The sequence below is a fragment of the Paucibacter aquatile genome (assembly GCF_002885975.1).
GTDB classification, from domain to species: Bacteria; Pseudomonadota; Gammaproteobacteria; order Burkholderiales; family Burkholderiaceae_C; genus Paucibacter_A; species Paucibacter_A aquatilis.
In genome coordinates, this window is the sequence record NZ_POSP01000004.1 from 166,278 (window position 1) to 181,973 (window position 15,696).

The window sequence follows — 15,696 nt, forward strand, 5'->3', positions numbered from 1 at the left end:
CTCAGCCCAGGCGCGCGCGCAGGAAAGTCAACGTGCGCTGCCAGGCCTGCTCGGCGCAGGCCGCGTCATACACATGGGCGCGGCTGCTGTTGAAGAAGCCGTGGGCGGCCGGGTAGTGGTGGATTTCTGCGCCCGGCGGCAGCTGGGCCACGAAGGCTCGCACCGCTTCGGGCGTGCACCAATCGTCGATGTCGGCGTAGTGGCCCTGGAAGGGGATAGCCACGTCCTGCGGCGCCGCAAAATCCGCCGGCGGGATGCCGTAGAAGCAGCTGGCGGCGGACAGCCCCTGCACATGTACGGCGGCCGCCACCGACAGTGCGCCGCCCATGCAAAAGCCGCTGACCCCGACCTTGGGGCTGCCGCAGTGCTCGCGCAGATGGCGCAGGGCGCCGGCCAGGTCCTGGTGGGTGGCGTCGGCAAAGCTCAGTCCACTCATCAAGTGGCTGGCCTCGTCGGCATCGCTGGCCTGGCGGCCACGGTAGAGATCGGGCGCCAGGGTGTGAAAGCCGGCCGCCGCATAGCGGTCGGCGGTGGCGCGGATGTTGTCGTTCAGCCCCCACCATTCCTGTAACAGGATCAAACCCGGCGCATCGGGCCGTGAGGCCAGGGCCAGGTAGGCGGGGCTGTGGGCGCCGTCGGGGCGCTGGAACTCGATCATCTGGGCCATGGGCTGCTCCTTGCTGATGGGTGATGAATCCTCACCTCGGTGGGTGTCGTGCCGACCTGGCGTCCGCCGAGGTGGCGCGGGCGATGAAGGTGAACAGGGCGGCGAGGCCGGCATCCTGCCATGGACGAGCCAGCCTTGCAGACCCAAGCGTTTTGGCGCGTCCTTCAGCGTTCGGCTGGCGTGGCTGCGAACCGTGGCGCAGGCATCCCCCAAAAGTCGGGCGAACAGCGATCCGGCGACGCCATCGATGGGCTGGCCATGACAGCGATCATCCTAGACTGCGCAGCGCCTGCATCCGCGCCTTGTCTGCTGCTGATGCGCGTTAGGAAGATGCAGAACGAGGTGTGAGAGGAGCCCGCCGTGACATGGAACTTGACATCTGACAGCCAAGCCGCCGTGCCGAGGTTGGCGCCCGCCGCTCGCCGGCCCTGGATTGCGGGGCTCTGGGCATGGGGGTTCAGTGCCTGCCTGGCGGCTTGCGGCGGCGGCGGAGGTGGTGCGGGTGGTGGAAGCGAGGTGCCGCCCCCCGCGCCGCCGCCGGTGCAGCCGCCCGGTCCGGCGCCGGCGCCCGGGCCCGATGGCATCGACAAGCTGCGTCTGCGCCAGCAGGTCGATGCCTGGGTGGCCGAGCAGAAGGCCAGGATCGAGTCCCTGGATTGCCAGCAAAGCCAAACGGGTGGGTGCGAAGCGCTGCGCAAGATCCGATTCTCCGAGGGACAGGCGCTGCCGGCCAAGCTGCGCGCCGATCAGACCATCTTGCTGGTCGACAGCGGCATCGGCCACGCCGCCACGCTGCGTTATCGCTCGCGCATGCTGGGCTATTACCGCGTCAGCGAAAGCAGCGGCCTGGTGGAAGTCCATGACCCGGTGATCGAGAGCACGCCTCGCTGGGGTGCCGAGCTGCTGCGTGGCATCGACGGGTTTCAGTACCGCGACGCCGGCGGTCAGCAGCGGCCGACGTATGTGCCGGCGGATTGGCTGAGCGCCTTGCGGCCTTTGCTGCGCGGACCGCGTGACTTCGCCATGGTCGATCGGGTGCCGCACGGCAATATGGTGCTGGCTCAGCTGGTCGAGTCCAACCCGCAAGCGGGCTTTGTGGTGTTGGACCCGATCCCGATCACGGCCCTGATGCGTGCCCACCGTGCTGCCGTCTGCGCCAAGGATTGGGCGGCGCTGGAGCAGGGCGTGCAGCGCATGGCACAAAGCCTGAGTGCGGTGATGCAGCGCCATGGGGTCGACTACGTCAATCTGTCCGGCGGCCTGGACACCTCGAACCTGCCGGACAGCTGGGGACCGCTGGCCTGTGGCGGCTCGCTCAGCGCCAGCGAGGCGCAGGGCCTGATCATGGCCTTCCGGCCCTTGTATGCGAGCTTGTTCGAGAGCCCCGGCGTGCTGGGTGTTCAGGCCGCGGGCGTGGCGCTATCGCCCGGCAGTCACCCCCTGGAGGCCTTGCCGCTGGCGAACCGGGTGCGCGTGAGCTTGTTTCATCCCGCCGCAGCGCAGCTGCCGGCCGATGGCGTGACCGGGGTGCAGCGGCCCGAAGTGCTGGAGCCCAATGCGGAGGATCGGCGCTGGGTCGATGTCTTCATCAGCACCGGCATGGTGAACGACAGCTTTCCGCCCAAGGTCAATGCCTCGCCACCGCTGATCACCGATTCTGTCTATGGCCTGGATCTCGGGCCGGTGCCCCATGCCACGACCTCGTGGTCTGCGCCTCAGGCCCTGAGCCGGCTCATCCACTTGAAGAGCCAGCTGGCCCCCGACATGGCGCCCGAGGCGCCCCTGGACGCGGCCCTGATCCAGCGCATGAAGAACGCGCTCACCCCCATGGGTTGCAGCTGGGCGCCCGAAGACGGCGGGCGTTGCAAGCTGCAGGACCCGGCCTGGCATCGACAACAGGAGCTGTTCCGCCAAGGCTGGCTGCCCCTGGATTGGCGCTGGGACCGGCCCTGACTCACAAACACGACGGTGCGGTCCTCGCCCGCATCCGCAAGACCGCTGTCTGCCAGCGCGCTGTGGGGGGCGTTGAACACAGGGCAAGGCTGCACCGCCCGCCGGGCCCAGTCGCCGGCCCCACAGATCCAATCACGAACCGAGGGAGTGAGATTTGAAGATGACGATGTTGTTGAACGATCAGGCCTCGATCCAGAGCCGCTCGCGCCTGGCGCTGGCCTGCCTGACGATGGTTGGGGCGCTGAGCGCTTGCGGTGGCGGCGGCGGAGACAGCCCCACCGCGGCGCCACCCACGACACCCACCACACCGACGACACCGACGACACCGACGACACCGACGACGCCGACGACGCCGACGACGCCGACGACGCCGACGACGCCGACGACGCCGACGACGCCGACCACGCCGACCACGCCGACCACGCCGACCACGCCGACCACGCCGACCACGCCGCCCTCATCAACGGCTCTGGCGGTCCATTCGCCCTATATTGCCAAGCCCACGGCCTACGACAGTGAGTGGCGTCTGACCGAGAGCGCGGCACAGGCAGCCAAGACCTTGGTCGCATCTCAGTTCCAGCCGGCCCCGGCCAATGCCCATGGTTGGGAGCAGCGCGCCGATGTTCTGGGCGCGGGCCTGTACCGGGTGGTCTTGCGCAAGGGGAACTTCTATCGCTTCAGCAGCAGCAATGACTGGTCATTCAATCTGACCGTCTACGACGAGGCTGGCTATCAGCTCTATGCGGGTGTGAATGAGCCCGATCGCATCGGCAGCCTGGGTCAGCTCGCCTATCCTCTGCTGGCCTTGCGTGATGGCTCTGTCTTCGTCAAGGTGGAGACCAGCGGCAATGCCGGCGCCGCACTCGTGGACCTGCGGGTGGAGCACAGTGCGGCCTCGCTCGGCACGGATGCCCCCACCACCGTCCAGCTGGCGGCGTTTGGCTCGGGCAGCGATGCCGCCAAGGCCGAAGCGGCTTTTTATGGCGGCGAGGGTGGCAACCGCATCGTGGGCAAGCCGCAGGCGGTCAATCTGATCTACGCCGGCAATGGGAATGATGTGATCGAACTCAAGACCGCCAGCGACAAGCTGTCCCTGGTCGATGGCGGGCTGGCGCGCGACACCCTGGTGCTCGGTTTTTCCAGCCAGCAGGCCAAGCTCAGCCGGGTCAATGCCTTTGGGCCCTTCCGCTTTGTGGTAACACCGCCGCTGGGTCAGCATGACGCCCATCTGCTCAGTGGCAGCCCGGACGGCGCGCGCCTGGTCTTGCGCAGCATTGAGCGCATCCAGTTCAGCGACAAGACCGTGGAGATGAAGGAGCTGCCGGGCTTCTGAGCCCGCTCGTCCATCGGGCCGCGCGTGAATCGTCCGGCCCGCCATTCAAGAGGGAAGACCATGACCGAGGGACACCTGAGCCGCCTGCGCAGCGCCGGCCAATACGCTGCGGATGCGGGCCTGGCGCCGCTGCAGGGGCTGAGCTTGCTGCTCGGGACCCTGGCGCTGGCCTTGCAAGGCTGTGCTTCGCAGCCGCCGCCGCCTGCCTGGCCGCAGCTGGCGCTGTCGGAACAGCTCAATCCGGTCCGGCGCTGCCTGAGCCTGGCTCTCGATCTGCAGATCGGCCTGAGCTTCAAGCTGCTGGGGCAGGCCAGCGACGAGGAGGTGCGGCGCGATCTGACCGAAGGCGCGCTCAACCCACAGGCCGAGCAACGCCGCGGCGAGCTGGCCGATGCCTGGGCCAGCAGCCACGATCCCGCCCGCCTGGCTCAGATCCAGCTGCAGCAATGCCTGGCAGCCCAGGGTCAGGTGTTGCCTTCGGCGCCGACTCTTGCGCCGACCTTGGCGTCGTCTGACAGCCAGCGCTGCTTCAGCCGTTTGCATCTGGCCGCCCAGGCCGAGGTGCACAAGGCCCTGGGCAGATCCCTGGCCGAGGCCACGCAGATCGCGCAGCGCGGCATCGGCCTGTCGCGGCCGCCGGCCGAGGTGCAGCAGATCGTCGGGGCGGTCTACAGCCTGGATCGCGAGCGCAGCGAGCAGCTGGCGCACCGGCGCCTGTTTGTCCGCTGCATGGAGGCGGCGGCGCGCAGCTAGCCCGGATATTTCACGAGGGACGCGGGAATTGCGTGCGCCCAGGTCGCAGCCAATGGCGCCGAGACGGCCACAGGCGATGCCCAGTGGCATCGGCGAGGAGTTGAGGCGTCAGGGGCAAGGACTGGGCCGCGCAAGCCCGCGTAGGCCCAGGATCCAAAGTGGAGCGCAGGTCGACGCGAGAGATCATCGTGCCCATCGGTGCTGCAGGCCGGCCAGGGCCGACCTCGTGAAACATCCGGGCTAGGGCCTGTTCAGGCCGTCGCCGGCGCGCCGGGCGGCAGGCGCAGGCACAGCCCAAGGCCGCGCTGGTCCAGGCCGTCCACAAAGCGCAGCTCTGCGCCCTCGCGATCGGCAATCCGCCGCACGATGGCCAGGCCCAGGCCGGTGCCCTGCTCGCTGCTGCCCGGCACGCGGTAGAAGCGCTCGAACACGCGCTCGCGTTGATCGGGGGCGATGCCGCGGCCGTTGTCGCGCACGCAGAACTCCAGGCTCTGGTCGGGCAGCAGGCTGAGGCTGATCTCGACGCGGCCACCCGGCGCGGTGTAGCGGATGGCGTTGTCGATCAGGTTGTCGACGATGGAGCAAAAGCCTTCGCGCTCCAAGCGGAAGGGCAGTTGCTCCGGCGCAGTCAGTGACAGCTCGATGCCACGCGGTCGCGCCAGGCCGGCCAGCAGGGCCACGCGGCCGCGCAGCAGGTCGGCCGCGTCGAGCTCGCTGCGTTGCTCGGGCTGAGCGCTTGCGCCAGCTTCGGCCCGAGCCAGGGTCAGCAGCTGGGCCAGCAGGTGGGAGACCCGGGCAATGCCTTGCTTGAGCGCGCCGGCCGCTTCGCGCCGGGCTTGGCCGTCTTCCTCGCTGAGCAGCAGATGGGCCTGTGCATTGACGGCAGCCAGGGGCGTGCGCAATTCATGGGCGGCGTCGGCCAGGAAGCGGCGCTCCTTGTCCAGGCGCTGGGCTTCATGGGCCAAGAGTTCGTTGAGTTCGCGCAGCACCGGGGCGGTCTCGGCATACAGGCGGTCCACCTGCACCGGCGCGGTGTCGCCCGCCCGCCGTTTGGCGATGCGCTGGGCCAGCTGGGCCAAGGGGCGCAGTCCGACGCGCACGCTGAGCCAGATGACCAAGCCGTGCCAGAGGAAGACGCCCAGCTGCGATTGCAGCACCAGCCACAGCACCGGCAGCACGGCGCTGAAGGCGATCTCGCGCGGCTCGGCAATCAGCAGCACCCGGCCCATGCCTTGGCCCGGGTCGGAGCGCTGCACCTGCCAGAACGGCGCTTGGCCGGCCGGCGGTGGGGCGTCCAGCCGGCTGCTGGGCGCATTGGCGCTGCGGTAGAGCAGGCGGCCGTCGCGATCCCAGAGCTGGTAGGCCGAGCGCAGTCCTTGGGCAAACTCCTCGTCGAGGCCGAGCAGGGCCATGACAGCGCTCTCGGTCGCGTCCATGCGTTGCTTCAGCTCGGGTTCGGGGCTCAGGGCGGCACTGGCCAGCACCGTGGCCATGCGCTGCATGCGGGTCTGCACCTCGGCTTCACCCCAGGCCACGCCGCGCCAGGTCAGCATCCCGGCCAGCACCAACCAGGCCAGCACCAGAGCCAGGGCCTGCCAGGCGATCAGGCGCTGGATCAGTGAGGGGTAGGGGGCTGCGGCGGCACCTTCGGGCTGCATCTTGTGGGCCAGGAAGCTCATGCCTGGCCTTCGGGAAGATCCAGTACATAACCCACTCCGCGCACGGTGCCGATCCATTCGTTGCCAAGCTTCTTGCGCAGCTTGTAGACATGCACATCGGTGGCATTGCTGTCCAAGGTGTCGCTGAGCTGGTGGCGCGCTTCGATCTGGGCACGGGTCAGCACCCGGCCCGGTTCGGCTGCCAGGGCCAGCAGGATGTCGTACTCGCGGGCCGACAAGGCCACCTCCTGACCGCTCAGCTGCACGCGACGGCGTGCGGTGTCGATGCTCAAGGGGCCCAGCTGCCAGGTGTTGCTGACCTGGCCGCTGTGGCGGCGCAGCAGGGCGCGCACGCGCGAGAGCAGCTCCTCCATGGCGAAGGGCTTGCCCAGGTAATCGTCGGCGCCAGCGTCCAGGCCCAGCACGCGCTCACCGACGCTGTCGCGGGCGGTCAGCAGCATCACTGGCGTCTGGCGCCCGAGCTGGCGGAACCAGGCCAGCACATCCAGGCCCAGTTCGTCGGGAAGGCCGATGTCCAGCAGCAGCAGCGAAAACTCCATATCGCCCAGGAAGCGCCGGGCATCTCCGCCATTGCGCAGCCACACCACATGGTGGCCGGCCACGGTCAGCACGCGTTGCAGGGAGTTACCCAGGGGCAGATCGTCTTCGACAAGCAGGATGTTGGCCATGGCGGAAAGGGAAAGGGAGCGAGAGGCTTGCGCCGCACAGGGTGTGTGTCAGCCAGCCCCGGTGGCGGCGGATTCTAGGAGGGCGACTGTGACTTTCGGCGCCGACTGCGTCGGCTTCTTCATCGACGCTTCATCTTCGCTTCCTGGCTGCGGCGCTGCTGGTCGATGGGTGTTCACCGGAGCTTCATCGCCATGCCCGGACACTGCCCAGCCCATTCATTCCCATGAGCGAGGAGTCCGGCATGAACGCACCATCCTTCCCCTGTCCCAGTGCATTGCATCGACGCCCAGAGGGCCGGCCCGCTCGTGCGCGGCGGTGGCGCCTGCTGTTCCTGATTGGCATGTTCGGGCTTGTGCTGGGCCGGTGCGTCTGGGCGCGGGAGTCGGCGGCGGGCCTTGCGAGCCAGGCCGCTGCGCCGGCCCTGGTCCGCCAGGCCCTGCCCGCATTCAGCAAACTGCAGCTCGATGGTGCCATGGATCTGCAGCTGCTGGCCGCGGCGGACGCGGCCAGTCTGGAACTGCCGGCCGGCCGCGTGCGGGCCTGGGTGGACGGCGAGACGCTGCACCTGATGGCGCCGACCCTGGGCACGGTGGCCAGCGATCTGGGCTTGCAGGCGCGGCCGCAGCTGCGTTTGCAGCTGACGAGCGAATCGCTGCAGTCCATTGAGTTGCGCGGCTCCAGCCAGGTGCAGATCGGCCGACTGCAGGCTGGGCGACTCAAGCTCGTGCTGAGCGGTTCGGGCAGCCTGCGGGTCGAGCAGCTGGAGGCCGGTCAGCTGGACCTGAATGTGCATGGCTCGGGCCATCTGAACCTGGGCCAGGTGCATGCACAGCGCCTGGGCCTGCATCTGAGTGCTTCGGGCCAGGTGCAGATGGCCAGCTTGCGTGCCGAACAGCTGGAGGCTCGCCTGCGCGCCTCGGGCGGGGTGAGCGTGGGCACAGGGCGCGCCGTGCAGCAGGAATGGGTGATGTCGGGCAGCGGTGATGTGCGGGCGGCCGGGCTGCAGGGGCAGCGTGCCACCTTGCGCGCCTACGGCAGTGGCGATGCAGATCTGGGCCGGCTGGAGCAGTTGCAGATCAGCCTCTATGGCTCGGGCGATGTCAGCTATGCCGGCCAGCCGCTGCTGCAGTTGTGGATGCCGGGTTCGGGCTCGCTGCGGCCACGCGCCGAAGAGGCTCTGGCCGGCATGCCTTGAGGGGCCTGGCGTGCGATGCGCGCCCCGGGCCAACTGGCGCTTCATGTCGCCTTCATGCGCAGCGCCAGACACTGAATTGCCCTTGACGAACTGCCTGCCCCGCGGGGCGACGCAGCCTTCTTGACCTTGATGTAGAGCGAACGACACGACGATGAAACCGATGCAAACTCTGGCCTTGACGGCCCTCTTCACGGCGGCCCTGGCCGCCAGCTCCGCCGCTTCGGCCCAGGCGCCCCAGGCCGGTGCTGCCCCCAGCCAGGCCTCCGGTGGCCCCGCCCACGGTCCCCGCTGGGGTGTGGCAGCCATCAGCCTGCCGCGTTATCCGGGCGCCGATCGCCAGCAACTGCTGGCCGCGCCCTTGATCGAGGCGCGCTTCGGTGAGCATTTCTTTGCCAGTACCTTGCAAGGTGTGGGCGCCGATTGGCGCCCGGCCGAGGGCCTGAACCTCAGCGCCGCGCTGGTGCTGGATCCGCACTGGCGCCGCCGCAAGGACATGCCCGCAAGCTGGGCCGCGCTCGACGAAGTCAAGTTCGCCGCCGCCCTGCGCCTGGCGGCCGAATGGCAGCTGGAGCGCTTCACCGTGCAGATCAGCAGCAACTCGCGCCTGGGGACTTTGGTGCAGGGCCGCCAAGGCGCCAAGGACCTCAAAGGTGGCCACAGCCTGCAGTTCGATGCCAGCTATGGTCTGCTGGCCACGCGCAGCCTGGCCCTGGCCGTGGGTGTCAGTGCCGAGGCCATGGACAAGCGCCTGGGTCAGGCCTTGTTCGGTGTCAACGCGGTGCAGGCCGCCGCGGCCCAGCTGCGCCAGCACCAGGTCAAGGCCGGTCTGAGCAGCCTGGGCGTGTTCGCCCAAGCCATGGTGCCGGTGGACAGCGACTGGACCTTCAGCGCCCGCCTGGGCCTGAACAGCCTGCGCGGCGACGCCGGGAATAGCCCCCTGGTGCAGAAGAAACGCCAGCCGGTGGTGGCGCTGAGCATCAGCCGGGCGTTCTGAAGCCCCGCCTCAAGGCAAGGCCTGACCCCGCGCGCTGACGTAGAGGCGGTACCAGTCTTCGCGACTCAGCTGCAACTGAGTCGCGGCGCCGCAGGCCAGAATGCGCTCGGGCTGGCTGCTGCCGATCACCGGCTGGATGCCGGCCGGGTGGCGCAGCAGCCAAGCCAGGACGATGCTCTCAGTCGGTGCCTGGTAGCGCGCCGCCAACTCGCGCACCAGGGCAGAGGTGGCCTGACCACGGGCATCGTCCGGCGCTGCCGCACCGCTGAAACGGCCCTGGGCCAGGGGGCTCCAGGCCTGCAGCTGCACCCCCTCGGCCTGACAGTGCTGCAAGGTGCCAGCCCAGGGCAGGGCGCTGGCGCTCTGGCCATCGTTGAAGCTGCTGTCCTGGGCCAGCCAGTCGAGCTTGCCCAGGCTCATCTCCAGCTGGTTGGCCACCAGGGCTTGGTCCAGGGCCTGCTGCAGCCAGCGCATCTGGCTGGCCTGCATGTTCGAGACCCCGAAACACCGCACCTGGCCGCGCTCCAGGAGATGGCGGAAGGCCTGGGCGATTTCCTCGGGCTCCATCAAGGGGTCGGGCCGGTGCAGCAGCAGCAGGTCCAGATGGTCCGTGCCCAGGCGCTCCAGGCTGCCCTGCACCGAGGCGATGATGTACTCGGCCGAGAGGTCATAACGCCCCGGGCCCGCGTCATCGGCAAAACGGATGCCGCACTTGCTCTGCAGGATGAGCCCATCACGCAGCGAGGGCTGGCGGCGCAGCAGGGCGCCAAAACAGCGCTCGGCCCGGCCGCGCTTGTAGATGTCGGCATGATCGAAGACGGTGATGCCGATCGAGCGGGCCGCTTCCAGCGCCGCGTGGGCCTGGGCGATGTCGGCCTCGCCGATGTCCTGGGCATCCCAGGGCCCGCCCAGGCTCATGCAGCCCAGGACCAGGCGGCTGCTGCCGGGCAAGACTTTGTTCAGCGGGAGAGGTGTGGGCTTCATGGGTCAGCGGCGCAATGCGTTCCAGGCGGGAGTGGGAGGCTGACTGTAACGAAGCCGGGCCGCTTCGGTGCGAGCCAGGGCTCGCCGCGGCTGGCCCTGGCATTGTTTGAAACCGGACGGGCTCAGCCGCGATTCAGGATCTTGGGCACGGCGTTGGGCCGCAGGCGGAAAGCGTCCGGCATGCCCGAGCCCAGAAGCGGGCGCAGGTAGAGGCGGAAGGCATCGGTGACATGGGTGCCGCAGGGGCTGATGAACTCGTCTTCCATCACCCGGGTCTTGCCGGCCACATCCGCCAGGGGCAGCAGCTCGTAGTCCACCGAGTAGGTGCCGGTGCGCTTGATCGCCACCGAGCCGGAGCTGCGGCCACCCGCACCGTGGAAGGCGAACTGCACGGCTTTTTCGCCCACCTCACGCGCCTCGCGCTGGTCCACATCGGAGACGCAGCCGATGAAGCTGCGCTGCAGATAGCCGAAGGTGTCACCGCGCACGCGCTTGATGCCCAGGCGGCTCTTGATCTCCTCGCACAGCAGATCGGCCAGGGCGCCGTTGCCGGAGAGCTGCACATTGCCATGGGCATCGCGCTCCAGGTCCTTGGCCAGTTGCGCAGCAATCGGCTGGCCGCTGGCGTCGTGGATGCCCTCGGACACGGCGATCACGCAGCGGCCATGGCGGTCGAACATGGTCTTCACATCGGCCAGAAAACGCTCCAGCTCGAACACCCGCTCGGGCAGGTAGATCAGGTGCGGGCCGTCGTCGGGGAACTTTTTGCCCAGGGCCGAGGCCGCGGTCAGAAAGCCGGCATGGCGGCCCATGACCACGCCGACGTAGACGCCGGGCAGGGCCGCGTTGTCGAGGTTGGCGCCGGCAAAGGCCTGTGCGACAAAGCGCGCGGCCGAGGCAAAGCCGGGCGTGTGGTCGTTCAGCACCAGATCGTTGTCGATGGTCTTGGGGATGTGGATGCAGCGCAGCGGGTAGTTCGCGGCCGCGGCTTCCTCGCTGATGATGCGGGTGCTGTCGGAGGAGTCGTTGCCGCCGATATTGAAGAAATGGGTGATGCCGTGGGCCTGCAGCACCTGGAAAATCTTGTGGCAGTAGGCCGCATCGGGCTTGTCGCGGGTGGAGCCCAGGGCCGAGGAAGGGGTTTGTGCGACCAGCTCGAGGTTGTGACTGGTCTCCTGGGCCAGGTCCACAAAGTCCTCGTTCAAGATGCCGCGCACGCCGTGGCGAGCGCCGTAGACGGCGCTGACCCCGGCCTGCCGGCGCGCCTCCAGCACCACGCCGACCATGGATTGATTGATGACCGCGGTGGGGCCGCCGCCCTGGGTGACGAGGATCTTGCTGGGGGGCATGGAGCGTTCCTGGCTGGAGGGGGTGAATGGACGACGGAGGGCTCCGTCGGCTTGCCGCATTAGCGGGGCTTATCGATCTGAAGTGTCATGAATTTCACTTCACTTCGCAAGGCAGGCAGCGTACAAAGGTGCACCCCAACAAGGCCTCAGAGCCACGGAGACAAGAACCATGTTGATCGGCTGCCCCAAGGAAATCAAGAACCATGAGTACCGCGTTGGCCTGACCCCGGCCAGCGTGCGCGAGTTGACCAGCCGCGGCCACCAGGTGCTGGTGCAGACCCAGGCCGGTGCCGCCATCGGCCTGAGTGACGAGCAGTACATCGCCGCCGGCGCGCAGATCGCGGCCGACGCGGCCAGCATCTTTGCCAAGGCCGAGATGATTGTGAAGGTCAAGGAGCCGCAGCCGCAGGAATGCGCCATGCTGCGCGAGGGGCAGATCCTCTACACCTATCTGCACCTGGCCCCGGACCCGGAGCAGACCGCGGCCCTGGTCAAGAGCGGCGCCATCTGCATCGCCTACGAGACCGTGACCGGCCCGGGCGGCGGCCTGCCCCTGCTGGCGCCCATGAGCGAGGTGGCCGGGCGCATGTCCATCCAGGCCGGTGCGGCGCATCTGGAGAAGAGCAAGGGTGGCATGGGCGTGCTGCTGGGCGGCGTGCCCGGCGTGGCGCCGGCCCATGTGGTGGTGATCGGTGCCGGCGTGGTGGGCAGCCATGCACTGCAGATGGTCGTCGGCCTGGGCGCCCGGGTGACGGTGCTGGACAAGAACGTCGATCGCCTGCGCCAGCTCGACCTGGTCTTCGGCAACCGCATCTGCACCCAGTATTCCAATGTACAAAGCGTGGAGGAGGCGGTGCTGGCGGCGGACCTGGTGATCGGCGGTGTGCTGATCCCGGGTGCCGCCGCACCGAAACTGGTGACGCGCAGCATGGTCTCGCGCATGAAGACGGGCGCCGTGGTGGTGGATGTGGCGATCGACCAGGGCGGCTGCTTCGAGACCTCGCATGCCACCACCCACGCCGATCCGACCTTTGTGGTGGACGGCGTGGTGCACTACTGTGTGGCCAATATGCCCGGTGCAGTGGCCCGCACCTCGACCTTTGCCCTCAACAATGCCACCATCGGTCATGCGGTGGCACTGGCCGACAAGGGCTGGAAACAGGCCTTGATCGACAACCCGCATCTCTGCGCCGGTTTGAATGTGGCCCAGGGGCACTTGACTTATGAGGCAGTGGCCCGAGATTTGGGTTACGAGTACGTGCCGGCCGAAGCCTTGTTCAACTGAAGACGCGCAGCCCTGGCCTGGGCTGCGCAGAGAGCCGGGCGTGCTTGTGAGCCCGTGTACGCGTATGTTGAGCATCAATCCCAACCAGGAGGTACAACCATGTCCAGCTTGAACCAGTCCCAGAAAGACCGTTTGATGAGCGATCTGCATGCGGTGGTCGCCGAAGCCGAGAGCTTGCTGCGAGCCACCGCCGGTTCGGCCGGCGAGGGCGCGAGCGAGTTGCGCGCCAAGGTGCAGGACAGCCTGGACCGGGCCAAACGCAATCTGCATGACTTGCAGGACGCTGCGGTGGAGAAGGCCAAGGCCGCGGGCCGCGCCACCGACCATTACGTGCACGAAAACCCCTGGCAGTCCATTGGCGTGGCCGCCGGTGTCGGCCTCTTGCTGGGCATGCTCATCGCCCGCCGCTGAACTTTCAGCGCCATGAAAAAGCCCCGCAGCGATGGTGCTGCGGGGCTTTTTTTATTGTGGAGCTGGCCGTGCCGGCGACCGCTGCAGGCCTCAGCCCAGGGCGGCGGGCTGCTCCATCCAGCGCTCCAGCTGATCGGCCTGCATGGGCCGGGCAAACAGATAACCCTGGCCTTCGTGGCAGCCGAGCTCCAGCAGTTGCTGGCGCTGCTCTTCGGTTTCGATGCCTTCGGCGATCACGGTCAGATTGAGGCCGCGGCCGAGGTTGATGACCATTTGCGCGATGGTCGAACCGGCGCTGGAAGTCTGGGCTTCGCGCACAAAGGCGCGGTCGATCTTGAGCCGGTCCACATCGAGCTGGCGCAGATGGCTGAGTGAGGAGAAGCCGGTGCCGAAATCATCGATGGCCACGCTGACTCCGCAGTGCTTGATGTCGGCCAGGATGTGCATCACCAGCTCCGTGTCCTCCATGGCCATGGATTCGGTGATCTCCAGCTCCAGATTGCGCCCGTTCACGCCGGTGTCGCGCAGGGCGCTGGTCAGCACCTCCATGAAACCGGGGTGGCGGAACTGCGCCAGCGAGACATTGACGCACATGCGGAAGTCCTCATGCCCCAGATCCAGCATGCGCTTGAGCTGGTGGCAGGAGGTGCGCAGCACGAACTCACCGATGCTGATGATCAGCCCCGATTTTTCGGCCAGCGGGATGAACTGGTCCGGCGGCACAAAATTGCCTTCCTCGGTGCGCCAGCGCAGCAGCGCTTCGGCGCCGATGGCTTTGGCGTCGGACAGGCGCACCTGGGGTTGGTAGACCACGAACAGGCGGTTTTCCTCGAAGCCGGCGCGCAGGCCCTTGAGCAGCTTGAAGCGCTCGCGCGCATCGGTGCCCATGGCCGAGGAAAAATACTGGGACGAGCCACGGTGCTGGGACTTGGCCTGCTTGAGCGCGATCTGCGCGTCGAGCAGCAACTCGGAGCCCACCGCGGCGGACTCGGTCAGCCGCACCAGGCCGGTGGTGGCCGAGAGCTGCAGGCGTTCGCCCGAGACCGAGAAGGGCTCCAGGAAGACGCGCTGGATGTTGTCGGCGCTGACATGCTCGCTCGGCCCCAGCAGGCCAAAGGTGTCGGCGCCGACCCGGGCCATGGCCGTGTTCAGGCCCAGGGCTTCGCCCAGGCGCAGCACCACGGCACGCAGCACCTGGTCGCCAAAGTGGTGGCCGAAGGCGTCGTTGATGTCGGAGAAGTCGTCGATGTCGATCAAGGCCAGGGTGACATCGGCCGGGTCTTTGAGGTTCTTGTCCAGCAGCTCGACAAAGCGGTTGCGGTTGGGTAAGTGCAGCAGCTGGTCGTTGTAGGCCTGGTCCAGCAGTTGGCCATAGAGCACCACATTCTCGAAACCGACCGAGATGTTGGAGCAGAAGGCACGCAGGAGCTGCTGGTCGGTGTCGCTGAGGTCGCGGCCCACATCGACCCAGGCCGCCATGGGCCGGCCGTTGCTCATGCCGAAATACAGGCAGGTGCCTTCGTCGTAGATGTTCTGGCGCTGCTCCAGGCATTGCTGCAGACGCTCGCGTACGGTCTTGATCTGCACGGCCGAGAGCGGTGAATTGATCATGCCGCTGTACTGGCCCGCCGCGGCAATCACGCGGACTTCGGCGTCGTTGTCCACGCCGACCTGGGCGCAGACCAGGCCCTCGGGCAGGATGCCCAGCATGGCGCAGAGCTGGGTGACCACGCCCTCGGCAAAACGGTGCAGGCCGCGCAGGCGGCTCAGCTCGGTGCTGGCATCGACGATCAGTTCCAGGCCGCGGCGGTTGGCTTCCAGCGCACAGATCTGACGGTAAGAGCGGATGGCGGCGGTCAGCACCGTGTAGAGCCGGGTGCGGGTCAGCTCGGACTTGGTCTTGTAGTCGTTGATGTCGTAGGCCTGAACCGTTTCGATTTCAGGCGCGTAGCCGGGCTGGCCGGTGCGCAGCACGATGCGCACGGCACCGAGCTTGAGTTCCTCTCGGATGTAGCGCACCAGCTGCAGGCCGGCGTCTTCGGATTCCATCACCACATCCAGCAGCACGACCGCCAGATCGGGCTCGCAGGCCAGCACCTGGCGCGCTTCGGCCGCCGAGGTGGCATGCAGAAAGCTCAGGGGTAGGCCTTCCACCAGCAGGCCTTGCATGGCCAGCTCGGTGGCCTTGTGAACATCTCCGTCGTCGTCAACGATCAGCACGCGCCAGGGGTGAACCAGATGGGCGTCATTTGCGTCCGCGTGCTCGGGGCTGTCCAGGAACTCCAGCAGATCGTCGTCGCCCTCTTCATCGGGCATGGCCGGACTGTTTGTCTCGCGCATGAGGGCCTGTGCTCCAGCCTATGGATTGACAATAGCGTAAGGGTATTTCATTCTGTACCCGGTCGCCATGCGCGCAAGTGCCTA

At 67.7% G+C, this 15,696-nt stretch carries 13 protein-coding genes; 7 read left to right on the forward strand and 6 right to left on the reverse strand.

Annotation, left to right across the window (positions count from 1 at the left end):
• Position 1: 1 nt before the first annotated feature.
• Complete coding sequence (locus C1O66_RS20405) at positions 2 to 667, reverse strand: dienelactone hydrolase family protein (protein ID WP_102769873.1); 666 nt, start codon at positions 665 to 667, stop codon at positions 2 to 4.
• 516 nt (positions 668 to 1,183) lie between these two features.
• Here C1O66_RS20405 and C1O66_RS20415 point away from each other — a divergent pair.
• From C1O66_RS20415 to C1O66_RS20425, 3 genes are all read left to right on the forward strand, one after another.
• On the forward strand, positions 1,184 to 2,620 hold the full coding sequence (locus C1O66_RS20415) for a hypothetical protein (protein ID WP_165794708.1): 1,437 nt from the start codon (positions 1,184 to 1,186) through the stop codon (positions 2,618 to 2,620).
• Positions 2,621 to 2,780: 160 nt separating this feature from the next.
• On the forward strand, positions 2,781 to 3,953 hold the full coding sequence (locus C1O66_RS24140; protein WP_207796044.1) for a hypothetical protein: 1,173 nt from the start codon (positions 2,781 to 2,783) through the stop codon (positions 3,951 to 3,953).
• A gap of 60 nt (positions 3,954 to 4,013) precedes the next feature.
• The gene (locus C1O66_RS20425; RefSeq protein WP_102769876.1) at positions 4,014 to 4,706 is read left to right on the forward strand and encodes a hypothetical protein; all 693 of its coding nucleotides are present in this window, start codon (positions 4,014 to 4,016) and stop codon (positions 4,704 to 4,706) included.
• 251 nt (positions 4,707 to 4,957) lie between these two features.
• On the opposite strand, the gene C1O66_RS20430 is transcribed toward C1O66_RS20425, so the two are convergent.
• On the reverse strand, positions 4,958 to 6,385 hold the full coding sequence (locus tag C1O66_RS20430; protein WP_102769877.1) for an ATP-binding protein: 1,428 nt from the start codon (positions 6,383 to 6,385) through the stop codon (positions 4,958 to 4,960).
• Positions 6,382 to 7,053 (reverse strand): response regulator transcription factor, encoded by a 672-nt coding sequence (locus tag C1O66_RS20435; RefSeq protein WP_102769878.1) that lies wholly within the window; start codon positions 7,051 to 7,053, stop codon positions 6,382 to 6,384. Before C1O66_RS20435 ends, C1O66_RS20430 begins: the two co-directional genes overlap by 4 nt.
• 341 nt (positions 7,054 to 7,394) lie before the next feature.
• Here C1O66_RS20435 and C1O66_RS20440 point away from each other — a divergent pair, with 341 nt between their 5' ends.
• Positions 7,395 to 8,249: a GIN domain-containing protein gene (locus C1O66_RS20440; protein ID WP_165794713.1), complete on the forward strand. Its 855-nt coding sequence runs from the start codon at positions 7,395 to 7,397 to the stop codon at positions 8,247 to 8,249.
• A 151-nt stretch (positions 8,250 to 8,400) separates the two neighbouring features.
• On the forward strand, positions 8,401 to 9,243 hold the full coding sequence (locus C1O66_RS20445) for a MipA/OmpV family protein (protein WP_102769880.1): 843 nt from the start codon (positions 8,401 to 8,403) through the stop codon (positions 9,241 to 9,243).
• Between the two features lie 9 nt (positions 9,244 to 9,252).
• Here the strand turns inward: C1O66_RS20445 and C1O66_RS20450 are convergent, their stop codons facing one another.
• Both C1O66_RS20450 and C1O66_RS20455 read right to left on the reverse strand, forming a co-directional pair.
• Positions 9,253 to 10,227: an aldo/keto reductase gene (locus C1O66_RS20450; protein WP_102769881.1), complete on the reverse strand. Its 975-nt coding sequence runs from the start codon at positions 10,225 to 10,227 to the stop codon at positions 9,253 to 9,255.
• Between the two features lie 122 nt (positions 10,228 to 10,349).
• A complete protein-coding gene (locus C1O66_RS20455; protein WP_102769882.1) occupies positions 10,350 to 11,576 on the reverse strand; it encodes a 6-phosphofructokinase in 1,227 nt (408 codons plus the stop codon).
• A gap of 169 nt (positions 11,577 to 11,745) precedes the next feature.
• Between C1O66_RS20455 and ald the strand changes: the two genes are divergently transcribed.
• Positions 11,746 to 12,861 carry an alanine dehydrogenase gene (gene ald / locus C1O66_RS20460; protein ID WP_102769883.1) on the forward strand — a complete coding sequence of 372 codons (1,116 nt, stop codon included), beginning with the start codon at positions 11,746 to 11,748 and terminating at the stop codon, positions 12,859 to 12,861.
• Positions 12,862 to 12,969: 108 nt separating this feature from the next.
• Positions 12,970 to 13,272, forward strand: a complete 303-nt coding sequence (locus C1O66_RS20465) for a DUF883 family protein (protein ID WP_394341050.1) — start codon at positions 12,970 to 12,972, stop codon at positions 13,270 to 13,272.
• 90 nt (positions 13,273 to 13,362) lie between these two features.
• Here C1O66_RS20465 and C1O66_RS20470 read toward each other — a convergent pair whose 3' ends face one another.
• On the reverse strand, positions 13,363 to 15,612 hold the full coding sequence (locus C1O66_RS20470) for a putative bifunctional diguanylate cyclase/phosphodiesterase (protein WP_223696841.1): 2,250 nt from the start codon (positions 15,610 to 15,612) through the stop codon (positions 13,363 to 13,365).
• Positions 15,613 to 15,696 lie beyond the last annotated feature (84 nt).

Bases quoted from the DNA above. Each gene is read 5' to 3' on its own strand.
- C1O66_RS20425 (WP_102769876.1), top strand. From the start codon at position 4,014: ATGACCGAGGGACACCTGAGCCGCCTGCGCAGCGCCGGCCAATACGCT.
- C1O66_RS20450 (WP_102769881.1), bottom strand. From the start codon at position 10,227: ATGAAGCCCACACCTCTCCCGCTGAACAAAGTCTTGCCCGGCAGCAGC.
- C1O66_RS20440 (WP_165794713.1), top strand. From the start codon at position 7,395: ATGTTCGGGCTTGTGCTGGGCCGGTGCGTCTGGGCGCGGGAGTCGGCG.
- C1O66_RS20435 (WP_102769878.1), bottom strand. From the start codon at position 7,053: ATGGCCAACATCCTGCTTGTCGAAGACGATCTGCCCCTGGGTAACTCC.
- C1O66_RS20470 (WP_223696841.1), bottom strand. From the start codon at position 15,612: ATGCGCGAGACAAACAGTCCGGCCATGCCCGATGAAGAGGGCGACGAC.
- ald (WP_102769883.1), top strand. From the start codon at position 11,746: ATGTTGATCGGCTGCCCCAAGGAAATCAAGAACCATGAGTACCGCGTT.
- C1O66_RS20405 (WP_102769873.1), bottom strand. From the start codon at position 667: ATGGCCCAGATGATCGAGTTCCAGCGCCCCGACGGCGCCCACAGCCCC.
- C1O66_RS24140 (WP_207796044.1), top strand. From the start codon at position 2,781: ATGACGATGTTGTTGAACGATCAGGCCTCGATCCAGAGCCGCTCGCGC.
- C1O66_RS20430 (WP_102769877.1), bottom strand. From the start codon at position 6,385: ATGAGCTTCCTGGCCCACAAGATGCAGCCCGAAGGTGCCGCCGCAGCC.
- C1O66_RS20455 (WP_102769882.1), bottom strand. From the start codon at position 11,576: ATGCCCCCCAGCAAGATCCTCGTCACCCAGGGCGGCGGCCCCACCGCG.
- C1O66_RS20445 (WP_102769880.1), top strand. From the start codon at position 8,401: ATGAAACCGATGCAAACTCTGGCCTTGACGGCCCTCTTCACGGCGGCC.